Genomic DNA, 24,981 nt, shown 5'->3' on the forward strand with positions numbered 1-24,981 from the left:
TGATACAACCGCTGCATTCAGATTTATACCCGATACTAAAAAATTATCATGGCATAAGTGATGAATGTTAATAGTAATTAGTTCTACTCAATTCCGTTTCCTCAATTTCCACTTCATCCAAATATTTCTCTAGAGAATCATCAAGTTCCTTCATCCAGGGCGTATGATGTTGTTCAGCTTCCGTGTTATCCATTACCGAAGTGTATGTTTTATCACGATAATTTAAAATATTTTCTTCTTTATCTTTAAGCCAGCTTTTTAACATCGCTGCTACTTTATCGAGATTAAAGCCAGGGTAGTCGGTATAACTTACCAGGTCTTTAATGTATTCGGTTTGGAAATCGACATGATCATCTCCAGTTCTAGTAAAAGCTTCCCCATCTATCCATTTTTTAATATCTGCATCACGTTCTTCCTTATCAATTAAAGGTATTTTTCCCAGCATATAATCCCTTGCAAACCATGCCTGGGCATCGAACATATTAAAAGTATAATATTGATCCTGCATCCCTAAGAATAACAGCCTTTCATTTTCATTAAAAATAATCCCCTTATAAAGATTGTCTGGATACAGGCAATTTTTGGTTTTAAGACGTAAGTTATCAGGGAGGAATGGGAATTTGTGTTGATAACCTGTACATAGGATCACTGCATCATATTCTTGAGAACTACCGTCTTTAAAAAACGCCTTGTTATTTTCGAAGTGAGTCAGCAATGCCTTTTCTTTGATTCCATCGGGCCATTTAGCGCCAATTGGGTTAGAGCGATACGAGATGGTAACGGATTTGCTTCCATGTTTATAACATTGAACAGCAATATCTTCCGCAGAATAACTACTTCCAATGAGTAACAATTTTTGATCTTTAAAACGATCTGCACCTCTGAAATCATGTGCATGCATTACCGCACCTGGAAAATTCTCTATCCCTTTAAAATAAGGCATATTAGGCGTTGAGAAGTGACCTGTACCTACAACCAGGAAATCAAAATACTCTTCAAAAGTTTCATTCTTTACAAGATCATCGAATATGACGCGAAACTTTTCCTGATCCTCGAGATAGTCAACCCACCTGGCAACTGTATTAAATTGTATGAACTTCCTTGAATTACTTTTTTTGATCCGCCCCTGTATGTAATCAAATAATACTTCCCGGGGAGGATAGGAAGAAATAGGTTGGCCGAAATGTTCTAAAAATGTGTAATCAGCAAATTCTAAACATTCCTTAGGTCCGTTAGACCATAAATATTTATACATACTGCCATGAAGCGGTTCCCCATATTTACCTACTCCTGTTCGCCAGGTGTAATTCCACATGCCTCCCCAATCATCCTGCTTTTCATAACATTTAATTTCTGGGATAGGATTACCTTTTATATGTTCCGACTCAAATGCCCGAAGCATAGCCAGACCACTCGGTCCTGCTCCAATAATTCCAACTTTAAAATTTGTCATTTAATATAAATTTTGCTTCAACCCTAAAGGGTCGAAACGGTGAAAATTCATGTAATATGTTTGCTAAAAATTGCTTACGAATATTTTAACAGCTTACAAAAAGAAGAGAATAAACCTCTACTGAAGATGCTTTCATCACAAAAGAACTTTTGGGATGAAATGCTTTTTTTTGCAAATTACGAATTATAATTTAAATATTAAATAATAATTGATTTACGAAGGATCATATTTTACTAATAAGACAAAAAAAGGGTTTACTGAGAACTGCGGATTCTATTAATCTTGGTCAGGTTAACTCCTCCCATTAAGGTATTAAATCCCGCAGTGGCATCGCAAATTTTCGCCACATGCAGTACTGTTAAAATTGATCTGTTTTAAATGGTATAATGTGTAAATTACATTAGATCGGATAAGCATCTACCATGGATTCAGCGTACCTTTATGATAGCTACATCAGCTAAAAAAAAAACAAATAAGATAAGGTAAGATTGCTCATCTGTAAATCAATGAATATTAAACATGCTCGCAGTATTAATAGGTATCATCACGGGGATAATCATCATTTTCTCCATCGGCATTTTTAAACAACTTCATAAACTGGCCGTTTATAGTTTGGTCCTTGCTGGTATAGGATTTTTATATCCGGGATTCACATGGTCGGATTCCCAAGCATTTCTAATCAATTCAATTCAGGCGGTCTTCTTCCTCCTGTTGGCCTACTATGGAATTCAAAAAGGCCTGCATATTTTAGCTATTGGCTATTTCCTGCATGGCATCTGGGATTTATTGTATCATTTATTCGCTGATTCAAGTATCATACCTCCCCAATATGCTCAATTTTGCTCTTCTCTGGACTTTATCATAGGCTTCTATTTGCTTTATCTCAGGTACTTTAAATTTTAAAAATCCGGTTTGTTTGCTACAAGCAACAAGCTAGTAAACCACTCAGGAAATAGCCTATAAAGATTCCTGGGTAATCAGGTACAAAACCAACCATACAAAACAGGTAAAGAATAATAAATCACTGATCAGTAAACCTTTAATCCCCTTACTTGTTTTCATCCCACCATCTAAGATCGCTCGATATTCGTTTAATTAAAAACTTAATAAAATGAAAAAGATTAGAATGATTTCAATGTCTCTACTCTTAGGATTATTTCTGATCCTTAGTGCCAATGTGCGAGCACAAGACCCGGTTACAGTCGCTCCAAATGTTTATAAGAAAATTCTACTGGAAAATGATAACATCCGGGTAGTGGAGCTTGAACTAGCTCCGCAGGAAACTGTGCCGTGGCATAGTCATCCCGATCATTTCGTTTATGCTCTAACAGATGGAAAGTTGGAGCTTACCGATAAAGGGAAGCCAGCAGTGGTTACCGAAATTAAAGCAGGAGAAGCTATTTATATCATTGCCACAACCCACATGGCGAAAAACATAGGAGAAACACCAATAAAATTCATTGTGACTGATCTGAAAACAATCATCACAAAGAAATGATCAGGGTTCCTAAAACTTTAAATAGATGACAAAATAAGTTTGTTTATTGGGGCTCATTGTATAGTAATGTAAAGTGATACAATGAGTTCCCAATTTCGATCAGCACTGCTTTTTATTGTCGTTAATGCCGTCATTAAATCACTAGTCAACTTATCATCATCGACTTTAAAATGCAACAATATGAAAAGCATACTCGTACTATCCGTTTTTATAATTTTTTCAGCACAACTATTTGCCCAAAAAGCTTTATACGACCGCGTCTTGGAAGAACATATTAAAACACTGGATCTTGCTCACGCGCAGGCAATATTAAAGGGTGATGCGGCTGGACTAGACACCTTAATGGATGATGATGTGGCCGTTAACCATCCCACGAATAAAATTATAAAGGAGAAAAAAGAACTGATGCAAAGGATCAGACAGGGCGTGATCCGTTATACGGCTTTTGAACGCTATCCAGAAAAATTTATCTTCTTCAAAGATATGGTTGTAGTGATGGGCAGTGAGATAGTGGTTCCATCCACCGGTGCTCCAAATGCTGGAAAGAACCTGCAACGCCGATATACTAATGTGTGGATGAAGTTGGACGGGAAATGGAAACTGACCGTTCGACATGCAAATAATGTACTTTAATATAAATGGATATTTCTCAGAACTTGGTTTTATTCCTCCATTTACACTCCACCGCTAAAGGATATATTTAAGAGCACGCTTTTCCCTATGGTAAACTTAGCAGAAGGTATCATATCATATCAAGATTAAATGAAGTATTCACTTCTATAACTTACAACCTTAATCTTACTGGAACCACCGGGTTGCTTTTCAAGTTGAATCTGTGTCCCGATCCGTTCTTTTAACGCTTCCACGTGAGAGATGATTCCAATGGTTTTGCCTTTAGCCTGCAGATTTTCCAGCGCAGCGATGGCCAGATCTAAAGTATCAGCATCCAATGTACCAAAGCCCTCATCGATAAACAAAGAATTAATCTGCACTTTTCGGCTAGCCAAATCAGATAGTCCTAAAGCTAATGCCAGGCTAACCAGGAAGCTTTCACCGCCAGATAAAGTGGCCATAGGTCTGACCACATCAGCTTGATAACTATCCACAATGAGCAGTTCGAGGTTATTAGCGTTGCTTTTTAAGATCTGGTAGCGGTCACTTAATTTTGACAAATGACGATTTGCCAAAACAGTTAGACGCGCTAAAGTCAAACCCTGGGCAAAACGTTTAAATTTTTGACCATCGGAAGAGCCAATCAAGCCACAAATCTTGTCCCATTTAATGAATTCCTTATTTTGCACCGCTATCTGGGTAGTTAGTTCCGCATATCTTAGTTTCAATCTCTTATCCTGGTCCAGTTTACTTTTTAAACTGCCGATATCCTGGTTAAGTTGGGAGATGGCATCATCAAAAAATTGCAACCTTGATGTCAGCTCCTCAGGTAATTCGTCAGTCAGGCTTTTCTTCTTTTCAGTAGTTAAATCTTTGTTTAAACTATTTAACCATTGTTGCAGACCTATCAATTCCGCACTGATCTTTTTTTCCAGAGCAATGAAGTGTTGCGCCTGATCATCCGGCATAAACAACTGGTTCAAGTTGTTGATGGTAAGGATCTCTGCTTGAACCAGTTTTTCAGTTAACAGCGCTTCTAAAGCAACCTGCTTTGAACTCAATAAGTTCAAATCTTCCGTAAAGCGCTGAAGTTTCGCCTCAGCTGACCTCATTAATTCCAGCTGCTCCTGCGTTTTTAAAACCTGGTTATCTTTTTGAGACTCAGCACTCGAAATAGCTGCATTCAACTCATTTCGGTATTGAATAGGATCATTACCTCCAAAAATTGCAAAACGCTCGTTTTTAACCTTTCCAAGGGTGTCATTTTCCAAATTACCATCCCTTTCAAGAACAGTTAATTCTTTAACTCTGCTCACCAATGCCTCCTCCAAACCCTGATAGGCCGTAGTCCATTGGGTAAAATCAATCTTCCATTCCTGCAAGTTACGCTGAGCTGCTGAGTATTTAATCCACCTGTCTTTTAGCAAACCTTCAATTTCAGGAATATCATGCAGACCTGCATTAATTCCATAAGGCTCCAGGAGTTGTGTGATTTTTGCAGTCAAGACGGCCTGTTTTCCCTTTTCAGCAGCCATCACAACTAAATTTCTAACCTGCCTTTCTTCAGCACTTTCCTTTTTTTGTGCAGACAGGACATGTCTAGCTTTCATTTCAGCCAAAGCTTCTTTTAAACCGTTAATCCCAGTTTGTGTATCATCTATTTGTTTTTTAAACTGTCTTAGTTTTTGTAAAGAAAGTTCAAGCTTTTTCTGTTCAACGGTCCTGGTTTCCAGCTGTAAAAGGATGTCCGCAGCATGATCTATCAACATATTTTCCGGCAAAAGTTCATTTAAAGCCTCAAACTGGCTAACTAAACGCTTCTGACTGGAAATTAACTTGATAAGCTCTTGTCCTTTGGTAGTGATGACATTATTCAGTGTGTGTAGTTGGATATTTTGATTACTATACAGCTGATTTAATAGCTCGAGTCTGGTATGTTGATCGTTTCTTTTTCTCTCTGTTAAACTTAGTTGACTATGATAATTATTTTCAACAAAAGGATGTTGTTTTGAGCCACACAGTGGACAAGGCATGTCAGGTGCTAAGGTTAACCTGGCTTCCTCATAATTCTGGATTTGCTTTTCCAGCTCAACAACAGCCTGGAGGTTCTTTAAATGTGACCCTGTCTCATTTTTCTCAGTTTCAAGCGTTTGAAGTTCAAATCCAAGCTTTTCAACTGCCGCCTCTGCCACTGAAATTTCAGTTTCAAGTGCCAGCTTGTCTTCTTGAGAAGCCTTTAACTCATTGGCATATTTATATTGCTGCTCATATTTATTGATTAACGAAGGAAGCTGCATCAGGCGAGACTCCAGCGCTTCCATGTCCTTCCATTTAAAATCGTCTAAACCATCATTAAGGTCTTGTAGCCTATCTTTTTCAGCGATAATCACTTTCTTATGGTGTTCAATTTTCCCCGTAAGTTCTATTAAGCGATTGTTTTGTTCTTCCAGCTGGTGCTGGCAAAAAAGGTGTTCTTTTTCTGCTTCCTTGATTTTAGCCAGGGATTCCAGCGTTTCTTTTTGGAGTTGATTAAAAACTATCAGTTGTTTTTCTAGCTCCTGATCAGAGCCGTTATCCCGCAACCATTTTTCTGTGTCTTGAATCTTTTGAGAGAGGAGGCTGATGGCTTCTGTTTTTTTATTCTTTGACTCCAGCAGGTCATTCGTTTCCTTCTTCGTCAGCTCAAGCTTTTCGTTACTCTTTGTAAGCTGTTCACGTACAGTAGCAATTTTTGCATCCAGTATAATCGCCTGTTCTAAAGAGGGAGTGATATCGGCCAGGTCTTTCTTCGCTTTTTCGTAAATCAGTTTAAACGCTTCCTGTTTGGCCGACTCGGTTGTAGCTTTGGCCAGAAAAACAGGGAGTTGCAAATCTAGTTTCTCTTTTGCCAGCTGAATATCGGCTATCTGCTTTTTCAATCCATTTATTTCAACCAGATCAGGCTTAAAATTTACCGCCTTCAAGTGCAGTTTCAATCTTTCGAATTCAGGAAGCTGAGCATCATACTTTTCCTGCTCGGTCTTCATCGCCAATAATGCCTCTTCCCTTTTAGCCTCTAATTTAACCAAGGTATTCAGCCATTGTACTTTTTGGTAAACAATGCCGTGCTGTGCCTTTAATTCCAAATTCTTAAGGCCTAAGTCCGCCAATTGATCTGTGTGTTCTTTTAATATTTCCTCAGAAAGAATGTCAACCCCAGACAGCTGTAATTTAAAGGTCTCCAATACATCCTTCTCCTTTCTTTGCTTTTCAAAAACGAACTTAGAAATCTCTGCATAAATACCCGTATCCGTAATTTTTTCCAACAGATCACTTCGTTCATTATCGTTGGCGTGTAAAAACCTGGCGAAGTCCCCTTGAGATAATATTACAGATCTTAAAAACTGATTATAATCTAGTCCGCACAAATCTATAATCGCATTTTTTGTCTGGGTAACGGTATGTCCACCAATAAATTTCCCAGATTCCCTTTCTGCCAATTCCATCTTTTCCGACTGAATGTTGCCATCAGCTCTTTGTCTGGCCCTGGCCACCGACCATTTTGCCCGATAGGCTTTTTCATTCACCTCAAATTCAACTTCCGCATAACACTGACCGGTATGTCTGGACATGATCTCATTCACATCTTTTCCATGGCGATGAACCTTGCCATACAGCGCCACGGTAATCGCATCCAGAATGGTCGTTTTACCAGCACCTGTGGGCCCGGTAATGGCAAATAAACCACTTTCCGAAAAAGGCGCTTCATCAAAACGTATCTGGTGTTCCCCTTTCAAGGAATTTATGTTTAGAAACTTTACACTTAATATCCGCATCTTACCTTTCTATTTGGGTCATTTGTTCTATTACTTCATCAAAACTCTCTACCAGGTCAGCAAAATCCTGATCACCATATTCCGCCTCACAGCGTTTTATGAACACAGCTTTTGGGTCAAGGTCATTTAAGGCCAGAGCCTCATCTGCCAGCTGGTCAAGGTTTTGATACGGTTTCAAAATGGTCTGCTTAAAACAGAGCTTATCGATGAAGGGCTTGGTCGCCTTTAATAAATTCAACTGTTCTTCTAAATATGGAATGTGTGCATCAGTTTCAATCTGAACTTCTACCCAGGTAGGATATTTCAGCTGGGGGTCTTCGAGGAGCAAGATTTTACTTTTAACCCTATCCAGCGGACCTTTTATGCGGATCAGTTTTCTGTTGCAAGGCACCTCATGCGTTTCGATGGCTAACATTTTATCCTCGTCAAAATTCAGAATAAGCACTTGTTTTTTATCCTCATTTTCCGAGAAGCTTAATGGAATAGGCGAACCGGAATAACGAATATGAGCCTTCTGATTGACCAGCTGGGGCCGATGAATATGTCCCAGAGCTACATAATCAAATTGCACAGGGAAATGATCAGCACCTACCTGTCCGAGGTTGCCCACGTGAATCTCCTTCTCACTGTCAGAAGTACTTGCACCAGCCGCAAAAAGGTGACCTGTAGCAATTACAGGGATGCCCTGCGATTTGTAATCGGCGATATGTTCTATAAAACCATGGTAATGATCTCTAATTCCCCCTGTAATGCGTTCCAGTCTTTCCTCCGTTGTTTCACCAGAAATAGAAAGACGAATATCTCTGTCCCTTAAAAAAGGCACTGCGCAAACCACCAGTTCCAGGTTGCCTGCTAAATCTTTTATAGGAATGATTTGATCAGTAAACACTTCAGGTACACCACCGACTACATGCACCTTAAAAAACCGAAGTAATTCTTTCGGCGCATCCAGTGTACTCATCGAGTCATGGTTTCCACCGATGATGATCACTTCCTTGCAGCAAGTATTCCGCACATTACTTAAGAAACTATAATACTGCTGCAAAGCTGTATTGGAAGGCGATCCGGTATCAAAAATATCTCCCGCCACAATTAAGATATCAATATTTTCCTCGTTTAACTTATCTATAAGCCAATTCAGGAAATCCTGATGTTCATCTGTACGTTCAGCATGATCAAGCTTTTTACCCAGGTGCCAGTCGGCTGTGTGAAGTATCCTCATCTTATCTAATTAATTCTTAAATTCTAATTGAGTGTTGCTCCAATTAAAATCATCCGCATTATCCATCTTGAATACCTGCCCAGCTACATCTATGAAGGCAATCCCATCCTGTATCCGATGAGTCGGCTGTCTGGTATGGCCAACCACCTGGTGATAACCGTCTATTTTATCTGCAAGTAAAGCCTTGGGCCTTACCCATATTGGCGATTGGCGTTGATCACTTCCATCAAAATCATTAATGCCGTAGACAAATCCGAAAGCAGCTTTATCTTCCATAAATTTATTATTGATACTGATTTGCAGGTTATTTAGGTCTATATTGTGATTTTTAGCCCAGGTTTTTGTAATGCCGGCATGGTTAAAAACAATATGGTCATACACATAACACATTTGCATCACATCCAAAGCCTCCATTAAAACAACATTTATATCTCCTGCAGCAGCATCCTGATATCGACTGTATTGTTCATCGACACCATTTAAATAATGGTAATCATGATTTCCTATTAAAAGCGTCACCAAATCCGGATTTTCTCTCTTGAGAATGACAACCTGTTTAAAGTTTTCTATTTCCTGTTGAGCTGTAAATTCTTCTCCATAAGAATCAAAATAATCACCTATAAAAACGAGCTGATCCATTGGCTCGTGTATGATATCCTTCCAAAAGTTCCGCCCATGAATGTCCCCTATTGCAATAATTTTCATATAAATTTATTAGTTTTTAATGTGGTGATGAAGCTACCATGAGCAATCTATTTATCATTCATTTACAACGTAGTGACGCAAAGCTTATTCTAGAGATTAAGGGTAAAAAAATCTTTAATTACATCAAACTTACTGATTTGCCTTGCCAAAAGGTGACAGCTTAAAAAAAATCAATGATATAGTCATAAATCTATTTAATACAAACATAGCAGATAAGTGTGCTGTGGTTTATCGCCTACTATTACCTACTTTTGCCGCATCCAAAAGCGCATTATGCATTCAGGATAAAACTCAATGCATTCTTAGATCAAATGACAGTCAACAATCCTTTTCCCATAGCAATCCGCAGTACGATCACTTTATTAGCGGTCTTGTGCCTTTCCATTTCTACTTTTGCACAGAAAAATAAGCCAGTGGATACCGGTCAGGACATTGCTATCCTTTCTGACTCTGCGACCCTGACCAAGGGCGATTACTTGTTCCATCTCCAAAAAGTATTCGAGACAGTAAACAAAGTTCCCGTTACAGTAGGGTCTTTTACTAAACTGAAACCGATAGCAGCACATTTAACACAAGATGAGACCGCCCTATCCTTACTTAAGAGCAGGCTTACACAAAGTGAAAGGACACCGAACCTGCAAAATCTTCAAATGGATCGGACCTTACTGGAAGAGCTTCAGAGCAACAACAAAGATTGCCTATCGGATCTTGATGAGTATGAAAAAGAGTTAAGAGCGCTAAAAACGGAAATTCTTAATCTACGGAAGGACACAGTGCTAATTAAAGTTTTTACGCTGCCGGCGATGCACGTGATGTTTAAAGACCAGTTTACTGAATTGAAGAAAAAAGGCCTGATCACGGATAGTCTGCTAAAGACAACGACCTCATCGATTAATGACTTGCAGGCCCGGACTTCAGCAAACCTGATCAATATCAGAGAACTCATTTACCTTACAGATGGACACTTAGATGCTGTAGGCATAAAAGCCTTCGGCAAAGAGCGGCGCTACCTTTGGGAACCAGCAAAAGCCAGGAACAGAGGTGTTGGCTTCCGTAAGTTTATCAATAGCGAAAAGGAAATATCCGGTTATTATTTTGTGTACACCCGCAGCAGCCGCGCACTCCTGCTCTTTACCTGCCTTACTTTCTTTCTCTGGGTATTTTTTAATTTCAGGAGCATGAAACAGCGCGACCGCCTGGAACCACTTGACGATTTTTCGTTACTTAGTCCCCATCCCTATCTAATTACCTTTATGATGTTGTTTACCCTGGCGCCGATCTTCGACCTCAAGGCCCCGGCACTTTATATCGAATCGGTACAGATCTTACTTGCCATTACACTAACTGCATTTCTACGAAAAAGATTACCTACAAAACTATTTTACTATTGGTGCATCTTTGGACTACTCCTACTAGCCCCGGTCTTTTTCCGTCTTTGGGGAACGCCACCAGGGTATCAGCGCTGGCTTCTTCTCTTCCTCAGTCTCAGTTCCAGTATCTACGGGATTATTATTTTGAAGAAGCTGGATGAGCAAGCTAAAAGATATAAAATGATACTGGTTACGGGATTTATCTTCACTATTTTCGCTGTGATTGCGACCTTTTGTAACCTCTTCGGCCGCTTCACACTTACCCAAATTTTTTATTCAACAGGGGTAAACTCCTTGTTAAACGCGATCTCCTTAACCATCCTGGCAAAAGTACTGGTAGAGGCATTCTTGCTTCAAATGAAAAGCAGCAGAATCCGTAAAGGTTATCCAGAATATTTTGACTGGCGTCCGGTAAGCACTGGTCTTAAAAGACTCACTGGCATTGGCGCTACCATTATTTGGTTTGTGATATTCACAACGAACCTGAATATTTTTAATGGCCTGTATGAATCTTTAATGGAGATCCTTCAGGAAAAAAGAGTTGTAGGAAACTTTACTTTTACGTTTGGCGGCATCGTCCTCTTCTTAGGCATCATCTGGACCGCCAACTTTTTACAGAAATACATTGCCTATTTCTTTGGTGATACCGGGGACGATGGCATTGAAGACAATAAAGGGGAGCGCTCGAAATTACTCATTACGCGATTGGTACTCCTCATTGGCGGTTTTTTGATGGCTGTCGCAGCATCTGGACTTCCAATTGACAAAATCACCGTAATCCTTGGTGCCCTTGGTGTAGGTATCGGTCTGGGCCTACAGAATATCGTAAGCAATTTCGTTTCTGGGATTATCCTTATTTTTGATAAAACGATCCGCATCGGAGATGTTGTCGAGCTCAGCAATAAAAAAGGACGAGTGAAAGAGATCGGTGTCCGCGCCAGTACATTGCTTACTGATGAAGGTGCAGAGATCATCATTCCCAACGGATCCATTTTATCAAATAATATTATCAATTGGACCCTTAGCAATAACCAAATGCGCATAGACATCTCTTTAACTATCGCTAAACCTTTCAATTCAGCTGAAGTAGTGAGCCAGATCAGGGATATTATCACTAATAACGACAACGTCTTTGTCAACAAAGAACCCGTGATAATGATAAGTCCTGTAAGTAAACTAAGCAGCAATATTCAAATATACCTCTGGTGCAAAAATATTTCCAATGCAGATCTTACCAGAAGTATCATCATTGCACAGATATTTGAGGTGTTTGAAGAGAAAGAAATAGAGATTGTATAGTTGTTTAAGTAAAAAATACATTATGTTGGCGCCATGAGCACAAAAACACTGACTATTGTAGGATGCGGTAAATTGGCCACCCTGGTTACCGACGCCTTACTTGCGGGTTTACTACCGGATTATCATTTGATCGGTGCGTATTCCCGCACCATCGAAAAAGCGCAGGCAATCACGGAAAAAGTAAATGGTTCAAACCCGGGCTATGCTTGCAGGACATGTGAAGACATCGACCAACTACTGTCGCTTAAACCCGACTATATCCTGGAAATGGCTTCGCCCGATTCAATGCGGTCACTGGCATTGCCTGCCTTAAAAAACGGCTCCTCCATTATTACCCTTTCTATCGGTGCCTTTGCCGATACGGAATTTTACGAAGAAGTTAAAAAAACAGCGGCTGAGCACAACACACGGGTGCACTTGGTCTCGGGAGCGATCGGCGGTTTCGATGTGTTGCGTACGGTTTCCCTAATGGGCGATTGCAGCGCATCTTTTGCTACCGAAAAAGGGCCACATTCGTTGCGGAAGTCGTCGGTTTATGATGATGCTTTGCAAACCGAGCAACGGAAAGTATTTGAAGGCAACGCACAAGAAGCTATTGCACTCTTCCCCACCAGCGTAAATGTCGCTGTGGCGGCTTCGCTAGCCTCCGTTGGCCCGATGAACATGAAGGTATCAGTCACCTCTACCCCCGGTTTTGTGGGTGATGATCACCGCATCGAGATCAAAAGCGATCAGGTTCATGCGGTGATCGATGTGTACAGCAAAACAGCAGAAATTGCGGGCTGGAGTGTGGTCAACACCCTGCGTAACATTACTTCGCCGATTGCATTTTAAGGTAGGATTTTATATTAGCCAGTACTTTCTCGCTCAGGCGATCAAAGGCCTGGCGCGTGCGGCCCACAGAGATTTCCATACAATGTACATGTGGATGGCCTAAAAAGTGCTGGCCGCCCAAAGCGCCGATCGTATCGCAATAGCAACGGTTATCCTCGCTTATCCATTTAGCAAAAGGCGCTTCATCCCAGGCTGGCGACAGTCCTGTATTGAAAAGTATCTTGCGATTGCCGAGCTGCGCGAATTCTTCCGCATGTAACAGGATGGTGTTTTTATTCAAACAGGTAATCACGACTTCACTTTGAGAAAGCAGGTCCTTCAGGGGCAAGAAGCGGTATCCTTTTTCAATCGCTTCCGGTTTTTCTGAACGAGAGAAATAAGTGATGTCGGCACCAAAAAACTTTAACGCGTCGGCAACCATTCCGCCCGATACACCGAGCCCTACAATACCCACCTGCAGTCCGGTGATCTCCCGGGGTACCCCATCCCAAGGTGCAACCGGATTCCCCTGCGCATCGCGCCCAAAACCATGCAGGCAGCGAACCAGCTCACTGATTACGTATTCCACCACACCTTCATCTCCATAATCCCGGATGCCCGTCACGGTGATTCCACGTGAGTTGGCATAATGGATATCGACGTTGGCGCTTTCCGGCGAATACAAGGAGCAACACATGCCAATATATTTGACATTGGGGCATTTATCGAGCGCTTCCTGACCGAGCGTGGAGGTATAACTTAACAGCACAGCATCTGCATCACCAATACGCAAGGCCATTTCCTCCGCATCGGCCGGAATGTCGTGATAGATAACTACTTCTTTTGCAAAGGCATACAAATCTTTTTCTGCCGTCGGAATTAAATTCAACGGTTCTACGGCCACTAATTTTGTAAACATCGTTTCTTGTCTTGTTGATATAAGGATGATGATAACACATTTATACTGAAATTGCAACCCTTAGCCATTTAAACTTGGTTTTACCATCTACGTACTTGAAATGCTAAGCTATCGGAATAAATGGGTAGCCAAGATGAAAGAGGTTAATATGGAAGGTTTAAACGCTAACAGGTATCTCTTTCCTACTGCTCGTTATTGTTTTTAGGTTAGCCAAAACAATGGAAACGAAAATGACCACGACGCCTAACCATTGGGTAACAGATACCTGCTCCCCTAAAATCAATTGTGCTGACATGATCGATACCGGGATCTCTATCGAAATAAGAATACTTGCCAGACCTAATCCGATATAGGGAATACCCTTAGTGAAAAGTAAGGGTGGCAATATGGTACCAAACAGGGCTAACACGACACCACTGATCAGGATGTTTAGGCTATTAAAGTTACTGGTGATATCGGTATTCCAAAAAAGAACAACGGCAATCATTCCGCCGATAACCAGGTATTTACTTCTCACATAGTTATGCACCTCTTTTTCTACATTACTAGATGCATATAAAGACACGGTGTAAGACGCAGCAGCAGCGAGGCCCCACATGATTCCGGTCCAACTGATTTGCGTCTTCTGGAACAACACGTCAGACGCCAGTACCGTTCCAAAGATCGTAACCAATGCGGCTACTATTTTGACGGTGGATATTGGTTTCCCGGTGAAAAGGAATTCGACAATCACACCCATCCAGATGGATTGCATCAGTAACACAATCCCTACCGAAACGGGAACATACTGCAGCGCTACGTAATATAAACAACTGGTTAAGCCTACCGAAGTACCAAAGAGCATCAGTTTTAATTTAGATGCCGAACTTGGTTTTGGGTCAAATGCCTTTTTTTGCCTGACGCCCGCGAGCAGGCTCAGTGCAAGAGCCCCGATCAGGTATTGCAAAAAAACAAGGACGCCGGTGTGCATGCCCAGGCCATTTGAATATTTAACAATCGTAGCCAGAATTCCATAACTGATGGCACCAGACAAGACAAGTAAAACACCTTTAGCAGTATGGTTCATATGATCTGTTATAGGGTTCCGGGTGTGAAAATTGCATAACGTATCGCTCTTTTTAAATTATGCCGCAAAGTTGCACAAGCAAAACCAGAAAAAGAACGACATATGTTGAACTAATCACATATTCCCATTATAGCCTCCCGAATTGCATCTTTTCGGGGTCAAAAGAATGATTTAAAGGGCCATGACCTTTTCCTGTTTTTACATTCTTTCCATATAAAATAGCTTTATGTACATATTGCCTGGCTTTTTCTATAGCAGTTAATAAATCCAAACCCCTGGCCATATAAGCGGCTATTGCGGAAGAAAGCGTACAGCCTGTTCCATGCGTATTGTTGGTATCTATCCATGTTGTACTGAAAATATGCTGTTCTCCCTGGTGGTCGAGGTATAAGTCAAATAGTTCAGTTCCTTTTAAATGGCCACCTTTAATTAAGACCGCTTTGCAACCTTCTTCAATTAAACTCCAGGCGGCATTTTCCATATCCCTTAAAGAGCAAATTTCCATTGAGGTCAATACTGATGCTTCATCTAAATTGGGTGTAACTAAAGCGCACAGCGGAAACAGGACTTTTTTAAGTGAGTCCACAGCATCCGCTTCCAATAAAAGGTCACCACTGGTGGCTACCATGACCGGATCAAATATAATCGGCACCTTGTACTCTTTTAAGGTCGGGGCTATTGTTTCGGTGAGCCTTCGGTTATGTATCATCCCGATTTTAATAGCTGCACATTGAATGTCATCCATCACCGCAATGATTTGGTCTTTTACCAATTCCGGTGGCAGCTTGTGCAATTTTTGCACTCCTACTGTATTTTGAACGGTTATTGCAGTTATGGCACTGGTGCCATAGCAACCCAGGGCAGCGAAAGTTTTTAGGTCGGCCTGTATGCCTGCACCACCACTGCAGTCAGAACCTGCTATCGTTAACACGGAGGGGTATTTAGATCCCATTCTTCAGATGAAATAAAGCGTTTTTAAATACAGGTTTTAAGAGATTAACCGCAATTTTACTTCGTTGACCTGTCTGACAACAAATAACCAGTTTTTTATCTTTTGGAAGCTCCTTTAAGCGGTCCTTTAATTCATAAAGGGGAATATTTAATCCACCGATGTTATGGTCGTCATATTCATAAGTTTCTCTGACATCTATCAGGCAAATTTCGCCGGGTAGCCGTTCCTGCCATTCCTTTAACTGTTCGAGGCTAAGCTCTCCTCTTTGTTCCTGGCTCAGCTCCTCCTCGATTTTTAAATGCTTAACTTTTTCTGCGAGATTAATCCATATTTCTTCTTGTGCTGATGGTAGGTTGACTGATTTTGTGACGGTAAAAATATCCAACCGATTGTCCAATGCATTATAAGTCATTAATTTTCCAGCAAGTGTTTCACCAAATTCACAACAGATTTTTATAGCTTCATTGGCCATGTACAAACCAATGATCCCTGGCAGGATTCCGATTACGCCAATTTGTGAACAATTCAGCGCCTCTGGTTCTTCAACGTTTTCTGGAAAAATGTCCCTGTAATTTGGCCCGTTGCGATAATTAAAAACAGAAACCTGTCCTTCAAACTTAAAAACGGAGCCGAACACCAAGGGTTTATTCAGGGCTAGGCAGGTGTCATTAGTAAGGTAACGTGTTAAAAAATTGTCTGATCCATCAATAATAAGATCGTATTTTTCAATTATAGCAGCCGCATTTGACCTAGTTAAGCGATGGGGATAGGCGGTGATGTGAATATAAGGGTTTAGTGACGACAATTTAATTTTTGCTGTTTCTGCTTTAGATTTCCCTACATCAGCAGTGCTATACAAAATTTGTCTGTGCAGGTTACTTTGGTCAACCACATCGTCATCAACAATTCCTATGGTGCCAACTCCAGCAGCAACGAGGTATTGTAAAACCGGACAACCCAAACCTCCAGCGCCTACCATCAGGATTTTTGCACCTTTAAGCTTTTGCTGTCCCTCCAGGCCAAGTTCTGGCAAAATAATTTGTCGCTGGTATTGTTTAAGTTCTTCTTTCTCTAACCTATTCATTTTCCTGTGCTTTAAATCTTAAAATTTGATGCGTCAAACAGTTGTCCCAGTCTTTCCAAACAGGTTCATAACCTTGTGCAATAATTACTTTAGCCATTTCAGCAGGACTGCGTTCATCCGAGATTTCAAACTGTTCTAAACTTTCCGTCGCTATTGCATACCCACCCGGGTTAGTTTTTGAACCTGCGCTCATGGATGTGATTCCTATTTTAACAATATTATTTCTGAAATCAGGTGATTCACGTGTGGAAATGGATAGCTCCACCTCTTCATTAAACAAACGATAGGCACAGATCAGCTGGACTAATTCTTTATCACTCATGACCACTTTGGGCTCTAAACCACCACTAAAAGGCCTTAAGCGAGGAAAAGAAAGACTGTACTTACTTTGCCAATAGGTTTTTTCCAGGTACTGAAGGTGTAGTGCCGTGAAAAAAGAATCGCTACGCCAGTCTTCCAGTCCAATCAGTACCCCCAAACCCATTTTATGAATTCCTGCCCTACCTAACCTGTCGGGCGTTTCCAGTCTGTATTGGAAATTTGATTTTTTCCCTTTAGGGTGATGTTTTTTATAATCCTCCTGGTGATAGGTTTCCTGGTAAACCAATACGGTATTTAAACCATAAGGCTTTAATTCTTCATAGTCTTCCAGGTCTAAAGGCTGAACTTCCATGGAAATATGCGCAAAATGAGGACGAATTAAATCCAAAACCATTTTAAAGTAGGGCACATTTACCGTGAGGTTGGCTTCACCAGTTACTAAAAGCACATGTTCATAGCCCATGGCCTTGATCACGGCCACTTCTTGCATGATCTCCATCGGCGATAGTGTTTTTCGTCTGACTTTATTGTCGTAACTAAAACCACAGTAGGTGCAAATGTTATTGCATTCATTAGACAAGTAGAGTGGCACATACATTTGAATCACTTTTCCAAAGCGCTTAAGGGTTAAAGCCTGACTAAGTTGTGCCATTTGTTCCAGATACGGCGCTGCCGCGGGAGAAATGAGGGCTTTAAAATCTTCCAGGGTGCGATGTCGAGTATGCAATGCCTTCTCTACATCAACACTGGTTTTAGCGTAAATACTTTCTTTTGTCTGCTCCCAGTCAAAGGAGTTAAAAATGGTTGTAAAATTATTCATCTAAAAAGGAAGTTAAAGGACTGCTGGCTACAGCATACGCCACAGGTAAAGCGAGTTGAGCTTTAAAAGCCATTCTTCCGGCTTCAACAGCCATTTTAAAAGCAAGAGCCATTTGAACAGGGTTACTCGAAACTGCGATAGCCGTGTTTACCAGTACGGCATCTGCACCTATTTCTAAAGCTGTAGCAGCATCAGAAGGTGAGCCTATGCCCGCGTCAATAATTACCGGCACCTTGCTCTGGCTGATAATAATCTCTAAAAAATCTATTGTTTTAAGGCCTTTGTTACTGCCAATGGGCGATCCTAAGGGCATCACAGCAGCAGTGCCTACATCTTCCAGCCGTTTACATAAAACGGGGTCGGCATGAATATAGGGCAAAACGATGAAACCCATCTTCACCAATTCCGCTGTCGCTTTTAAGGTCTCAATTGGATCAGGCATTAAGTATTTTGGATCGGGATGGATTTCAAGTTTAATCCAGTTCGTTTCCAGGGCCTCCCGAGCAAGTTGTGCGGCGAATATCGCTTCTTTTGCATTTCTAACACCCGAAGTGTTCGGTAATAGATTGATATAAGGGTGTTTAATGCGCGATAAAATATCGTCCTTTTCATTGTTCACAACATCAATCCGCTTTAAAGCAACAGTTACCAATTCTGATCCTGAAGCCATAATGGCTTCTTCCATAAGTTGGGATGAGCTAAATTTACCCGTGCCTGTAAACAAGCGGGAATGAAAGATTTTATCTGCAATTTTTAACATGGCTGTTTAATTTGGGGATCTAATAACCTATACATATTTTCAATCAGGTAAGGGGGATTTGTGGCCCTTGTTAAGGCGCCGGAAACGGCTACCCCGTAAAGGCCAGCTTCCATAAGAGATGGAATATCCTCCAGTGTAATTCCCCCGATGGCAATAATGGGCAGGGAGATGTTGGCTTGTCTAACTTTTTCCATCAACTTCCTGTAACCGGCATGGCTTAAAACCGGGCTCAGGTTTTTTTTAGTAGTTGTAAATTTCAGCGGCCCCAAACCAATATAATCTACACCTTCCGCAGCCCTTTGTAAAATATGCTCGAAAGTATTGGCCGTACCTCCTATGATCAAACGAGGACCCACTATGGAGCGGGCTTGTTGAATGGGCATGTCCTGTAATCCAAGATGGACACCATTTGCCCCTGTTTTAAGGGCGATTTCAGGATGGTCATTTACAATAAGCATAGCTTGGTGTTTTTCACAAAGCGCCTTTGCGGTTATTGCATAGCGTAAGACCATTTCTTTGGGCTCATCTTTTAAGCGGAGTTGGATCCATTTACAGCCTGCAGCCAAGGCGCGTTCTATCGCGGGCATTGGTGAGCCCAGTGCATCGGGTTGAGATATAAAATGTAGTTTATCAATCATAATTCAGCTGTTTAAATTTTTCAATAGCTTGTTCCGGTTTGTTCCAAATGGCACCTAATACGGCAGCACCATCAAAGTTCATCTCCTTAATTCGGGACAAATTTCCCAGCTTAATCCCACCTAATGCAACAACTTCAGGTGCTCCGGACCGGGGAGGCAGTCGGAATCCGGGGTCTAGTTTGCTGAGATAGCCTGGCTTCGACAAGCTGTTAAATACAGGACCATAAAATACATAGGCAAACCCCTTCAAGCTGGTCAGCATATCCATTTTGTGCGAGGAAGTGCTTAATGTAAGTCCTTCTTCATTTTGGCTTTTTAAAAGTGTGGGTTTTGTTTTCGCATAAGCCTGCTCTGTATAGTGCAGTCTGGTTATCCCAAATTCTTCCGCTATTTCATGGTGCTGATGTAAAGCAATACAAGGATGATAGCGATGATGAATGAGGTTTAATAATCCGCTCAGTTGCGTTGCACTGTAGCCCGGTTTTCTAAGGTGGAAGCAGCTGAGACCCGCAGCAAACAAGCCATTAATAATAGCTGCTTCCCCTATCACAGCATTAGGATTTGAAATGACCAGGAGTTTCATCAGTTTTATAAATAAAGTTCGCTCCCTTTTTTTGCAAATTCAGTTGATTTTTCTTCCATACCTTTCGTTAAGGCTTCTGTAGCGGTCAAGCCCCTTTCTTTGGCATAATCCCGTACGTCCTGGGTTATCTTCATCGAACAGAAGTTTGGTCCGCACATGGAACAAAAATGGGCGATTTTAGCACCTTCAGCGGGCAATGTTTCATCATGAAATTCTTTTGCAGTATCTGGATCCAATGATAAATTAAACTGGTCTTCCCATCTAAATTCAAACCTTGCTTTACTTAAAGCATTGTCCCGGTATTGTGCGCCCGGGTGCCCTTTGGCCAAATCTGCTGCATGGGCAGCTATTTTATACGTAATTACCCCATCTTTGACATCTTTTTTATTGGGTAAGCCCAGGTGTTCTTTCGGGGTAACATAGCATAACATTGCCGTACCAAACCAGCCAATCATCGCAGCGCCAATAGCAGACGTTATGTGATCATAACCTGGAGCGATATCCGTAGTTAAAGGACCCAATGTATAGAATGGTGCTTCTCCACAATGTGCTAATTGTTTTTCCATGTTCTCCTTAATCAGGTGCATGGGTATATGTCCTGGGCCTTCTATAATTGTCTGTATATCATGTTTCCAGGCAATCTTGGTCAATTCGCCTAAAGTTTCCAGTTCGCCGAATTGAGCCTCATCATTCGCATCTGCGATACAACCAGGTCTTAATCCGTCTCCAAGCGAAAAAGCTACATCATAAGCTTTCATGATTTCACATATTTCTTCAAAATGTGTATATAAGAAGTTCTCCTGGTGATGGGCCAGGCACCATTTTGCCATTATGGCGCCACCGCGGGAAACAATACCGGTGATACGTTTCGCCGTTAAAGGCACATACCTTAATAGAACCCCAGCATGGATCGTAAAATAATCTACCCCTTGTTCTGCCTGTTCAATTAAAGTGTCTTTGAAGATCTCCCAGGTTAAGTTTTCAGCCTTGCCATTTACCTTTTCCAGAGCCTGATAAATAGGTACGGTTCCGATTGGTACTGGTGAATTGCGAATGACCCACTCCCGGGTTTCATGAATATTTTTACCTGTGGAGAGGTCCATAATCGTATCGGCACCCCAGCGACAAGCCCATACTGATTTTTCAACCTCTTCTTCAATACTGGAGGTCACCGCAGAATTTCCAATATTAGCATTGATTTTTACGAGGAAATTACGACCGATAATCATGGGCTCACTTTCCGGGTGGTTAATGTTGGAAGGGATTACTGCACGGCCGGCTGCCACTTCCTGTCTCACAAATTCGGGTGTTATTAAACCCTCTGGGGTATTAGCGCCAAAGCTATGCCCCTGATGCTGGTGATTTAACGCTTCGTATGCTCCACTCAACTGTTCCTGTAACAAGTCGGACCGCTGGTTTTCCCTGATGGCTATATATTCCATTTCGGGCGTGATGATGCCTTTTCTTGCATAGTGCATTTGCGAAACATTCCTCCCGGGTTTTGCTTTATATGGCTTACTCAAGTTGTTAAAACGGAGGAAGTTAAGTTCAGGGTCATCCAGACGCTGTTTGCCGTAGGCAGAAGATATCTCTTCCAGCTGTTGCACATCGCCCCTATCAATTATCCATTGTTCACGCAAGCGAGGTAAGCCTTGCTTCACATCGATCTTAGCATTCCTATCCGTATAAGGTCCGCTGGTATCATAAATAGTTACGGGTGGATTTGGTTCCTTTAAAGAAACTTCACGCATGGCTACCTGGATAGGATGCAGCTTGCCTTGTACAAAAACTTTGTGCGATGCGGCAAATGGGGTCGTGGTGATCACCTGGTCGGTTGGAATTTGTTCTTTTTTCATAATGATTGGTGTAGGTTGTTATCCGCCGGGAGTGGCTTTTATAATGATGACCTGGTCTCCGGATTGGAGCAAATGATTTTCCCAGCTTATTTTTGGAATAATGGATTGATTGATGGCAACAGCTAAACCATTAGGAGGCTGACATAGCACCTCAGAAAGCAATAGCGTAATGCTACATGTTTCAGGAACGCGATGATTTTTTTTATTTACGGTAATTTCCATTCTGTTTAATTAAAAAAAACAATAGGAATGCCCGTATAGGAAGGAAAAAACAACACATAGAGTTGCTTTAACTTTTCCCTTCGGCGGTACTAACCGCATCAGGTTCAAAGGGTATATATCTCAGTCCGTAGTGGACACCCCTAAAGTTTGAGCGTAAGTTATAAAAATCTTTTGAAAAAACAAGGCTGTCCTTTTACACTTACCTCATAGACTTCATATTGTCGCCATCTTTAAAATGCAACCTTCTGAAAATGAATCCGGATAGGATGGTTAAAGTACCCACCACTAAAAATGTATACCTGAAAGCATTATGAATTTCATTATGTATCAGTTTCATATCGCCCTCAAACATCTTCAGCACAATTAGCCCAAAAGCAATTCCAAAACCAACAGCCAATTGCTGATTCACTGAAACTAACGAATTGCCGCTACTGGTATGATACTGGCGCAAATCAGCAATTGAAATCGTGTTCATTGAAGTGAACTGAATGGAGTTAAAGAACCCCAGTACCGCAATGAGGGGTATGTACCAATAAATAGATGCGGTGATTGCCGGGATAGCCATACAGCAAATTAAGAAGCCGATAATAAAGGTATTGGTCATTAATGTAGCCCGATAGCCGAACTTATTTAAGATCCGGATGACTACAGATTTACCGAATATGGCTGTTAATGCCATTGGCGCAACAATCCAACCGGAAGTTACCGCTGACCTGCCGTAGGCGATCTGGATCATCATGGGCAGCAGCAGCGGAATAGCACTGATCCCCAGGCGCGTCACCATATTACCAATAATGCCCACCCTAAAAGTTCTCACCTGAAACAAGTTCAAAGGAAATATCGGGTTGTTATCCGTTGTGGCGTGACGATAATAGAAATACAGCATTAAAAACCCTGCTAATAACACCAGTAAAACCGGCGTCATGTGGACCGTATTGCCGAATAGCTCTAAGCCAATGGAAAGCAGCAATGAGGCTGCAGCAAAAATGAGGAAGCCTTTCAAATCAAAATTTATAATCGGAGACTTATAATCGGGCATAAACTTTAAACTCAGCACAATACCAATCAAACCAATGGGTATATTAATGATAAAAATCCAGTGCCAGGATAAATAGTCTACCATGTAACCACCAACCAGTGGGCCCAATACAGGACCGATTAACGCAGGAATAATGGCGAAATTCATCGCTTTCAGTAATTCATTCCTGGGAAAAGTTCTGATCAAAGCCAGCTTTCCGACCGGGATCATTAAGCTGCCCCCTAGCCCCTGTATCATTCTTGAAATCACCAATTGTGTTAAACTTTGAGACATTGAACAAAACAGTGAGCCTGCACTAAATAATACTAGCGCAAAAATGAAAACTCTTTTGGTGCCAAATTTATCAGCAAGAAATCCGCTCACCGGCATAAACACTGCCAGGGTCAGGACATAGCTGATTATGGCACTCTGCATATTCAATGGCGATTCATTCAAATCTTTCGCAATTGCAGGCAAGGAGGTATTCAGGATCGTCGAATCCAGCATCTGCATAAAGATGGCGGTAGCCAAAATAATCGGAAGCAGTTTTTTAGTGGACTCGGGGGCTTGCGGTGATATCTTCAAATTGATAGTCTATTTTTTGTTGGTAAAAATAGAGTTAAATACTTACAGCAAAATTCTTACCCGAAAATGAATATTAATTCCAGCGTTGCAATGAGGTTATAAAACTAAGCTTTTATTGTATCCAAATGCCTTTTGCTAAGTTTCGAAAGTATCTCTTTTAAAGGTTTACTAAGGTCAGATCTGCCTCTATTTTCCAGCAGTTGGGCAACGTTTCCATAGGTAAAGAGTTTTTCTTCATTATGTACCTGGTCTGTACAATAAAGCATGTCGTAAGTTTCAAGATATTGTACTAATTCCGAATCTATGGTGTCTTTAGGGAAGGATCCGCAGCCTTTCAGTTTCCCTAAAGCTTCCAGCATTAATTGTGTCCTGATACATTTTTCACAGGTACCACAATTTGTGCCCCCGGTATTATCATTCTGACATACGCGAATATGATGATAACCCACTGGCCACCCGGTCAGCATCTCCACCTTCTTTAGCCTGGTCATTTCTGTTCCGATATGCTGAACATGGAAATGAGAGCTGCTGTAATAGGCATCTAACTGGGGATGCGAGCCCCAGGGCTTGTGCAAGAAGTTGGCATCGTAAGATGAAGCGATGAAGCCCCGATAAAAGCCACGATTAAAGAATGAAGCAGTGGTAATCAATTGAGATCCATATGATTTCTGCCCAAAAAAATAGCCGTCGGGATTAAGCCACCAGATATTGGTCAGTACAGGTATTGCTTTAACTTCTGCATCATCCAGTATCGGTTTTGTTGCTATAAGTCGTTTCTCTACTTTGCTTAAAAATTCAATAGCATCAGGAACTGGATTTCTCGCAAACTCTACAGAAAGTGCTGCCCTGATGTAATTAGGATGTCCTTTGGGATAAAAAAGCCGGTTCGATCTTAACAGGCAAACGGAATCTACGCCACCCGAAAAAAGAGAGACTGCCTGATCGCTGAATGGCAGTAATGGTTTATACTGGTCAAGGGCTTCGATCACCGGCTTCTCGGGGAAATCATGAGGATACCATTTTTTCAATAGTAGAAATACGCCCTCCAGGTTATGCACCAGTGCCGGACAGAGTGAAGCCTCAACGGCGATTCGTTTTTCCCCATAATGCCAGGCATTCAAAATTCCGGCTCTCAGAAATGAGTTCGGATCAGGGAATAAATAATCTTCAAATTCTTCACGAGTTTGAACAAACATTGTGAAAGAAGGCCTATCGTTATCTTCCCATACAAACTTTGCCTCGGCAATGATGGTACCTTCTTGTATAGTCATTGTAAGATCTGTCTTGTCGTATGTTTGAATTGATCTAATAATATGATTTGGTAGATTTGAAGAAAGCGTGATTAAGGCCGCTGTCTCGTTGGTAGTACG

At 41.3% G+C, this 24,981-nt stretch carries 21 protein-coding genes and 1 riboswitch; of the genes, 5 read left to right on the top strand and 16 right to left on the bottom strand.

Features of this window, described 5'->3' with window-relative positions:
- Window positions 1-67: 67 nt before the first annotated feature.
- Entirely contained in the window at window positions 68-1,453 is a 1,386-nt protein-coding gene (locus tag WG905_RS18210) for a trimethylamine monooxygenase (RefSeq protein ID WP_339593191.1), read from the bottom strand.
- A gap of 519 nt (window positions 1,454-1,972) precedes the next feature.
- On the opposite strand from WG905_RS18210, the gene WG905_RS18215 reads away from it, so the two are divergent.
- The 3 genes from WG905_RS18215 to WG905_RS18225 all read left to right on the top strand — a co-directional run bounded on the left by WG905_RS18215 (window position 1,973) and on the right by WG905_RS18225 (window position 3,584).
- Window positions 1,973-2,356, top strand: a complete 384-nt coding sequence (locus WG905_RS18215) for a DUF6010 family protein (protein WP_339593192.1) — start codon at window positions 1,973-1,975, stop codon at window positions 2,354-2,356.
- 232 nt (window positions 2,357-2,588) lie between these two features.
- Window positions 2,589-2,951, top strand: a complete 363-nt coding sequence (locus tag WG905_RS18220; protein ID WP_339593193.1) for a cupin domain-containing protein — start codon at window positions 2,589-2,591, stop codon at window positions 2,949-2,951.
- A gap of 180 nt (window positions 2,952-3,131) precedes the next feature.
- Entirely contained in the window at window positions 3,132-3,584 is a 453-nt protein-coding gene (locus WG905_RS18225; RefSeq protein WP_339593194.1) for a nuclear transport factor 2 family protein, read from the top strand.
- Window positions 3,585-3,709: 125 nt separating this feature from the next.
- On the opposite strand, the gene WG905_RS18230 is transcribed toward WG905_RS18225, so the two are convergent.
- The 3 genes from WG905_RS18230 to WG905_RS18240 are packed head-to-tail and all read right to left on the bottom strand — an operon-like array spanning window position 3,710 to window position 9,305.
- Window positions 3,710-7,378: an AAA family ATPase gene (locus tag WG905_RS18230; RefSeq protein WP_339593195.1), complete on the bottom strand. Its 3,669-nt coding sequence runs from the start codon at window positions 7,376-7,378 to the stop codon at window positions 3,710-3,712.
- A gap of 1 nt (window position 7,379) precedes the next feature.
- A complete protein-coding gene (locus WG905_RS18235; protein ID WP_339593196.1) occupies window positions 7,380-8,600 on the bottom strand; it encodes an exonuclease SbcCD subunit D C-terminal domain-containing protein in 1,221 nt (406 codons plus the stop codon).
- A gap of 9 nt (window positions 8,601-8,609) precedes the next feature.
- Entirely contained in the window at window positions 8,610-9,305 is a 696-nt protein-coding gene (locus WG905_RS18240; protein WP_339593197.1) for a metallophosphoesterase, read from the bottom strand.
- 311 nt (window positions 9,306-9,616) lie between these two features.
- Between WG905_RS18240 and WG905_RS18245 the strand changes: the two genes are divergently transcribed.
- Window positions 9,617-11,974 (top strand): mechanosensitive ion channel family protein, encoded by a 2,358-nt coding sequence (locus tag WG905_RS18245; RefSeq protein ID WP_339593198.1) that lies wholly within the window; start codon window positions 9,617-9,619, stop codon window positions 11,972-11,974.
- Window positions 11,975-12,007: 33 nt separating this feature from the next.
- Window positions 12,008-12,808, top strand: a complete 801-nt coding sequence (locus WG905_RS18250; RefSeq protein ID WP_339593199.1) for an aspartate dehydrogenase domain-containing protein — start codon at window positions 12,008-12,010, stop codon at window positions 12,806-12,808.
- On the opposite strand, the gene WG905_RS18255 is transcribed toward WG905_RS18250, so the two are convergent.
- The 12 genes from WG905_RS18255 to WG905_RS18310 all read right to left on the bottom strand — a co-directional run bounded on the left by WG905_RS18255 (window position 12,786) and on the right by WG905_RS18310 (window position 24,882).
- Window positions 12,786-13,706: an NAD(P)-dependent oxidoreductase gene (locus WG905_RS18255; RefSeq protein ID WP_339593200.1), complete on the bottom strand. Its 921-nt coding sequence runs from the start codon at window positions 13,704-13,706 to the stop codon at window positions 12,786-12,788. The genes WG905_RS18250 and WG905_RS18255 overlap by 23 nt on opposite strands.
- Window positions 13,707-13,863: 157 nt before the next feature.
- Window positions 13,864-14,772, bottom strand: coding sequence for an EamA family transporter (locus WG905_RS18260; RefSeq protein ID WP_339593201.1), 909 nt, complete (start codon window positions 14,770-14,772; stop codon window positions 13,864-13,866).
- Window positions 14,773-14,899: 127 nt separating this feature from the next.
- Window positions 14,900-15,724 (bottom strand): bifunctional hydroxymethylpyrimidine kinase/phosphomethylpyrimidine kinase, encoded by an 825-nt coding sequence (gene thiD, locus WG905_RS18265; protein WP_339593202.1) that lies wholly within the window; start codon window positions 15,722-15,724, stop codon window positions 14,900-14,902.
- Window positions 15,714-16,808, bottom strand: coding sequence for a molybdopterin-synthase adenylyltransferase MoeB (gene moeB, locus WG905_RS18270; RefSeq protein ID WP_339593203.1), 1,095 nt, complete (start codon window positions 16,806-16,808; stop codon window positions 15,714-15,716). The genes thiD and moeB overlap by 11 nt, the downstream gene beginning before the upstream one ends.
- Window positions 16,801-17,949, bottom strand: a complete 1,149-nt coding sequence (gene thiH / locus WG905_RS18275; RefSeq protein ID WP_339593204.1) for a 2-iminoacetate synthase ThiH — start codon at window positions 17,947-17,949, stop codon at window positions 16,801-16,803. Before thiH ends, moeB begins: the two co-directional genes overlap by 8 nt.
- Entirely contained in the window at window positions 17,942-18,709 is a 768-nt protein-coding gene (locus tag WG905_RS18280; RefSeq protein ID WP_339593205.1) for a thiazole synthase, read from the bottom strand. Before WG905_RS18280 ends, thiH begins: the two co-directional genes overlap by 8 nt.
- A complete protein-coding gene (locus WG905_RS18285) occupies window positions 18,703-19,347 on the bottom strand; it encodes a thiamine phosphate synthase (protein WP_339593206.1) in 645 nt (214 codons plus the stop codon). Before WG905_RS18285 ends, WG905_RS18280 begins: the two co-directional genes overlap by 7 nt.
- Window positions 19,340-19,930 (bottom strand): thiamine phosphate synthase, encoded by a 591-nt coding sequence (locus WG905_RS18290; RefSeq protein ID WP_339593207.1) that lies wholly within the window; start codon window positions 19,928-19,930, stop codon window positions 19,340-19,342. Before WG905_RS18290 ends, WG905_RS18285 begins: the two co-directional genes overlap by 8 nt.
- A 5-nt stretch (window positions 19,931-19,935) precedes the next feature.
- Window positions 19,936-21,786 carry a phosphomethylpyrimidine synthase ThiC gene (thiC, locus tag WG905_RS18295; protein WP_339593208.1) on the bottom strand — a complete coding sequence of 617 codons (1,851 nt, stop codon included), beginning with the start codon at window positions 21,784-21,786 and terminating at the stop codon, window positions 19,936-19,938.
- 18 nt (window positions 21,787-21,804) lie between these two features.
- A complete protein-coding gene (thiS, locus tag WG905_RS18300) occupies window positions 21,805-22,008 on the bottom strand; it encodes a sulfur carrier protein ThiS (RefSeq protein ID WP_339593209.1) in 204 nt (67 codons plus the stop codon).
- 58 nt (window positions 22,009-22,066) lie between these two features.
- Window positions 22,067-22,160: riboswitch (TPP riboswitch) on the bottom strand.
- A gap of 47 nt (window positions 22,161-22,207) precedes the next feature.
- The gene (locus WG905_RS18305; RefSeq protein ID WP_339593210.1) at window positions 22,208-23,611 is read right to left on the bottom strand and encodes an MFS transporter; all 1,404 of its coding nucleotides are present in this window, start codon (window positions 23,609-23,611) and stop codon (window positions 22,208-22,210) included.
- A gap of 104 nt (window positions 23,612-23,715) precedes the next feature.
- Window positions 23,716-24,882, bottom strand: coding sequence for a hypothetical protein (locus WG905_RS18310; protein WP_339593211.1), 1,167 nt, complete (start codon window positions 24,880-24,882; stop codon window positions 23,716-23,718).
- Window positions 24,883-24,981 lie beyond the last annotated feature (99 nt).

The organism is Pedobacter immunditicola (genome assembly GCF_037482985.1).
In the GTDB taxonomy this organism is placed as follows: Bacteria; Bacteroidota; Bacteroidia; order Sphingobacteriales; family Sphingobacteriaceae; genus Pedobacter; species Pedobacter immunditicola.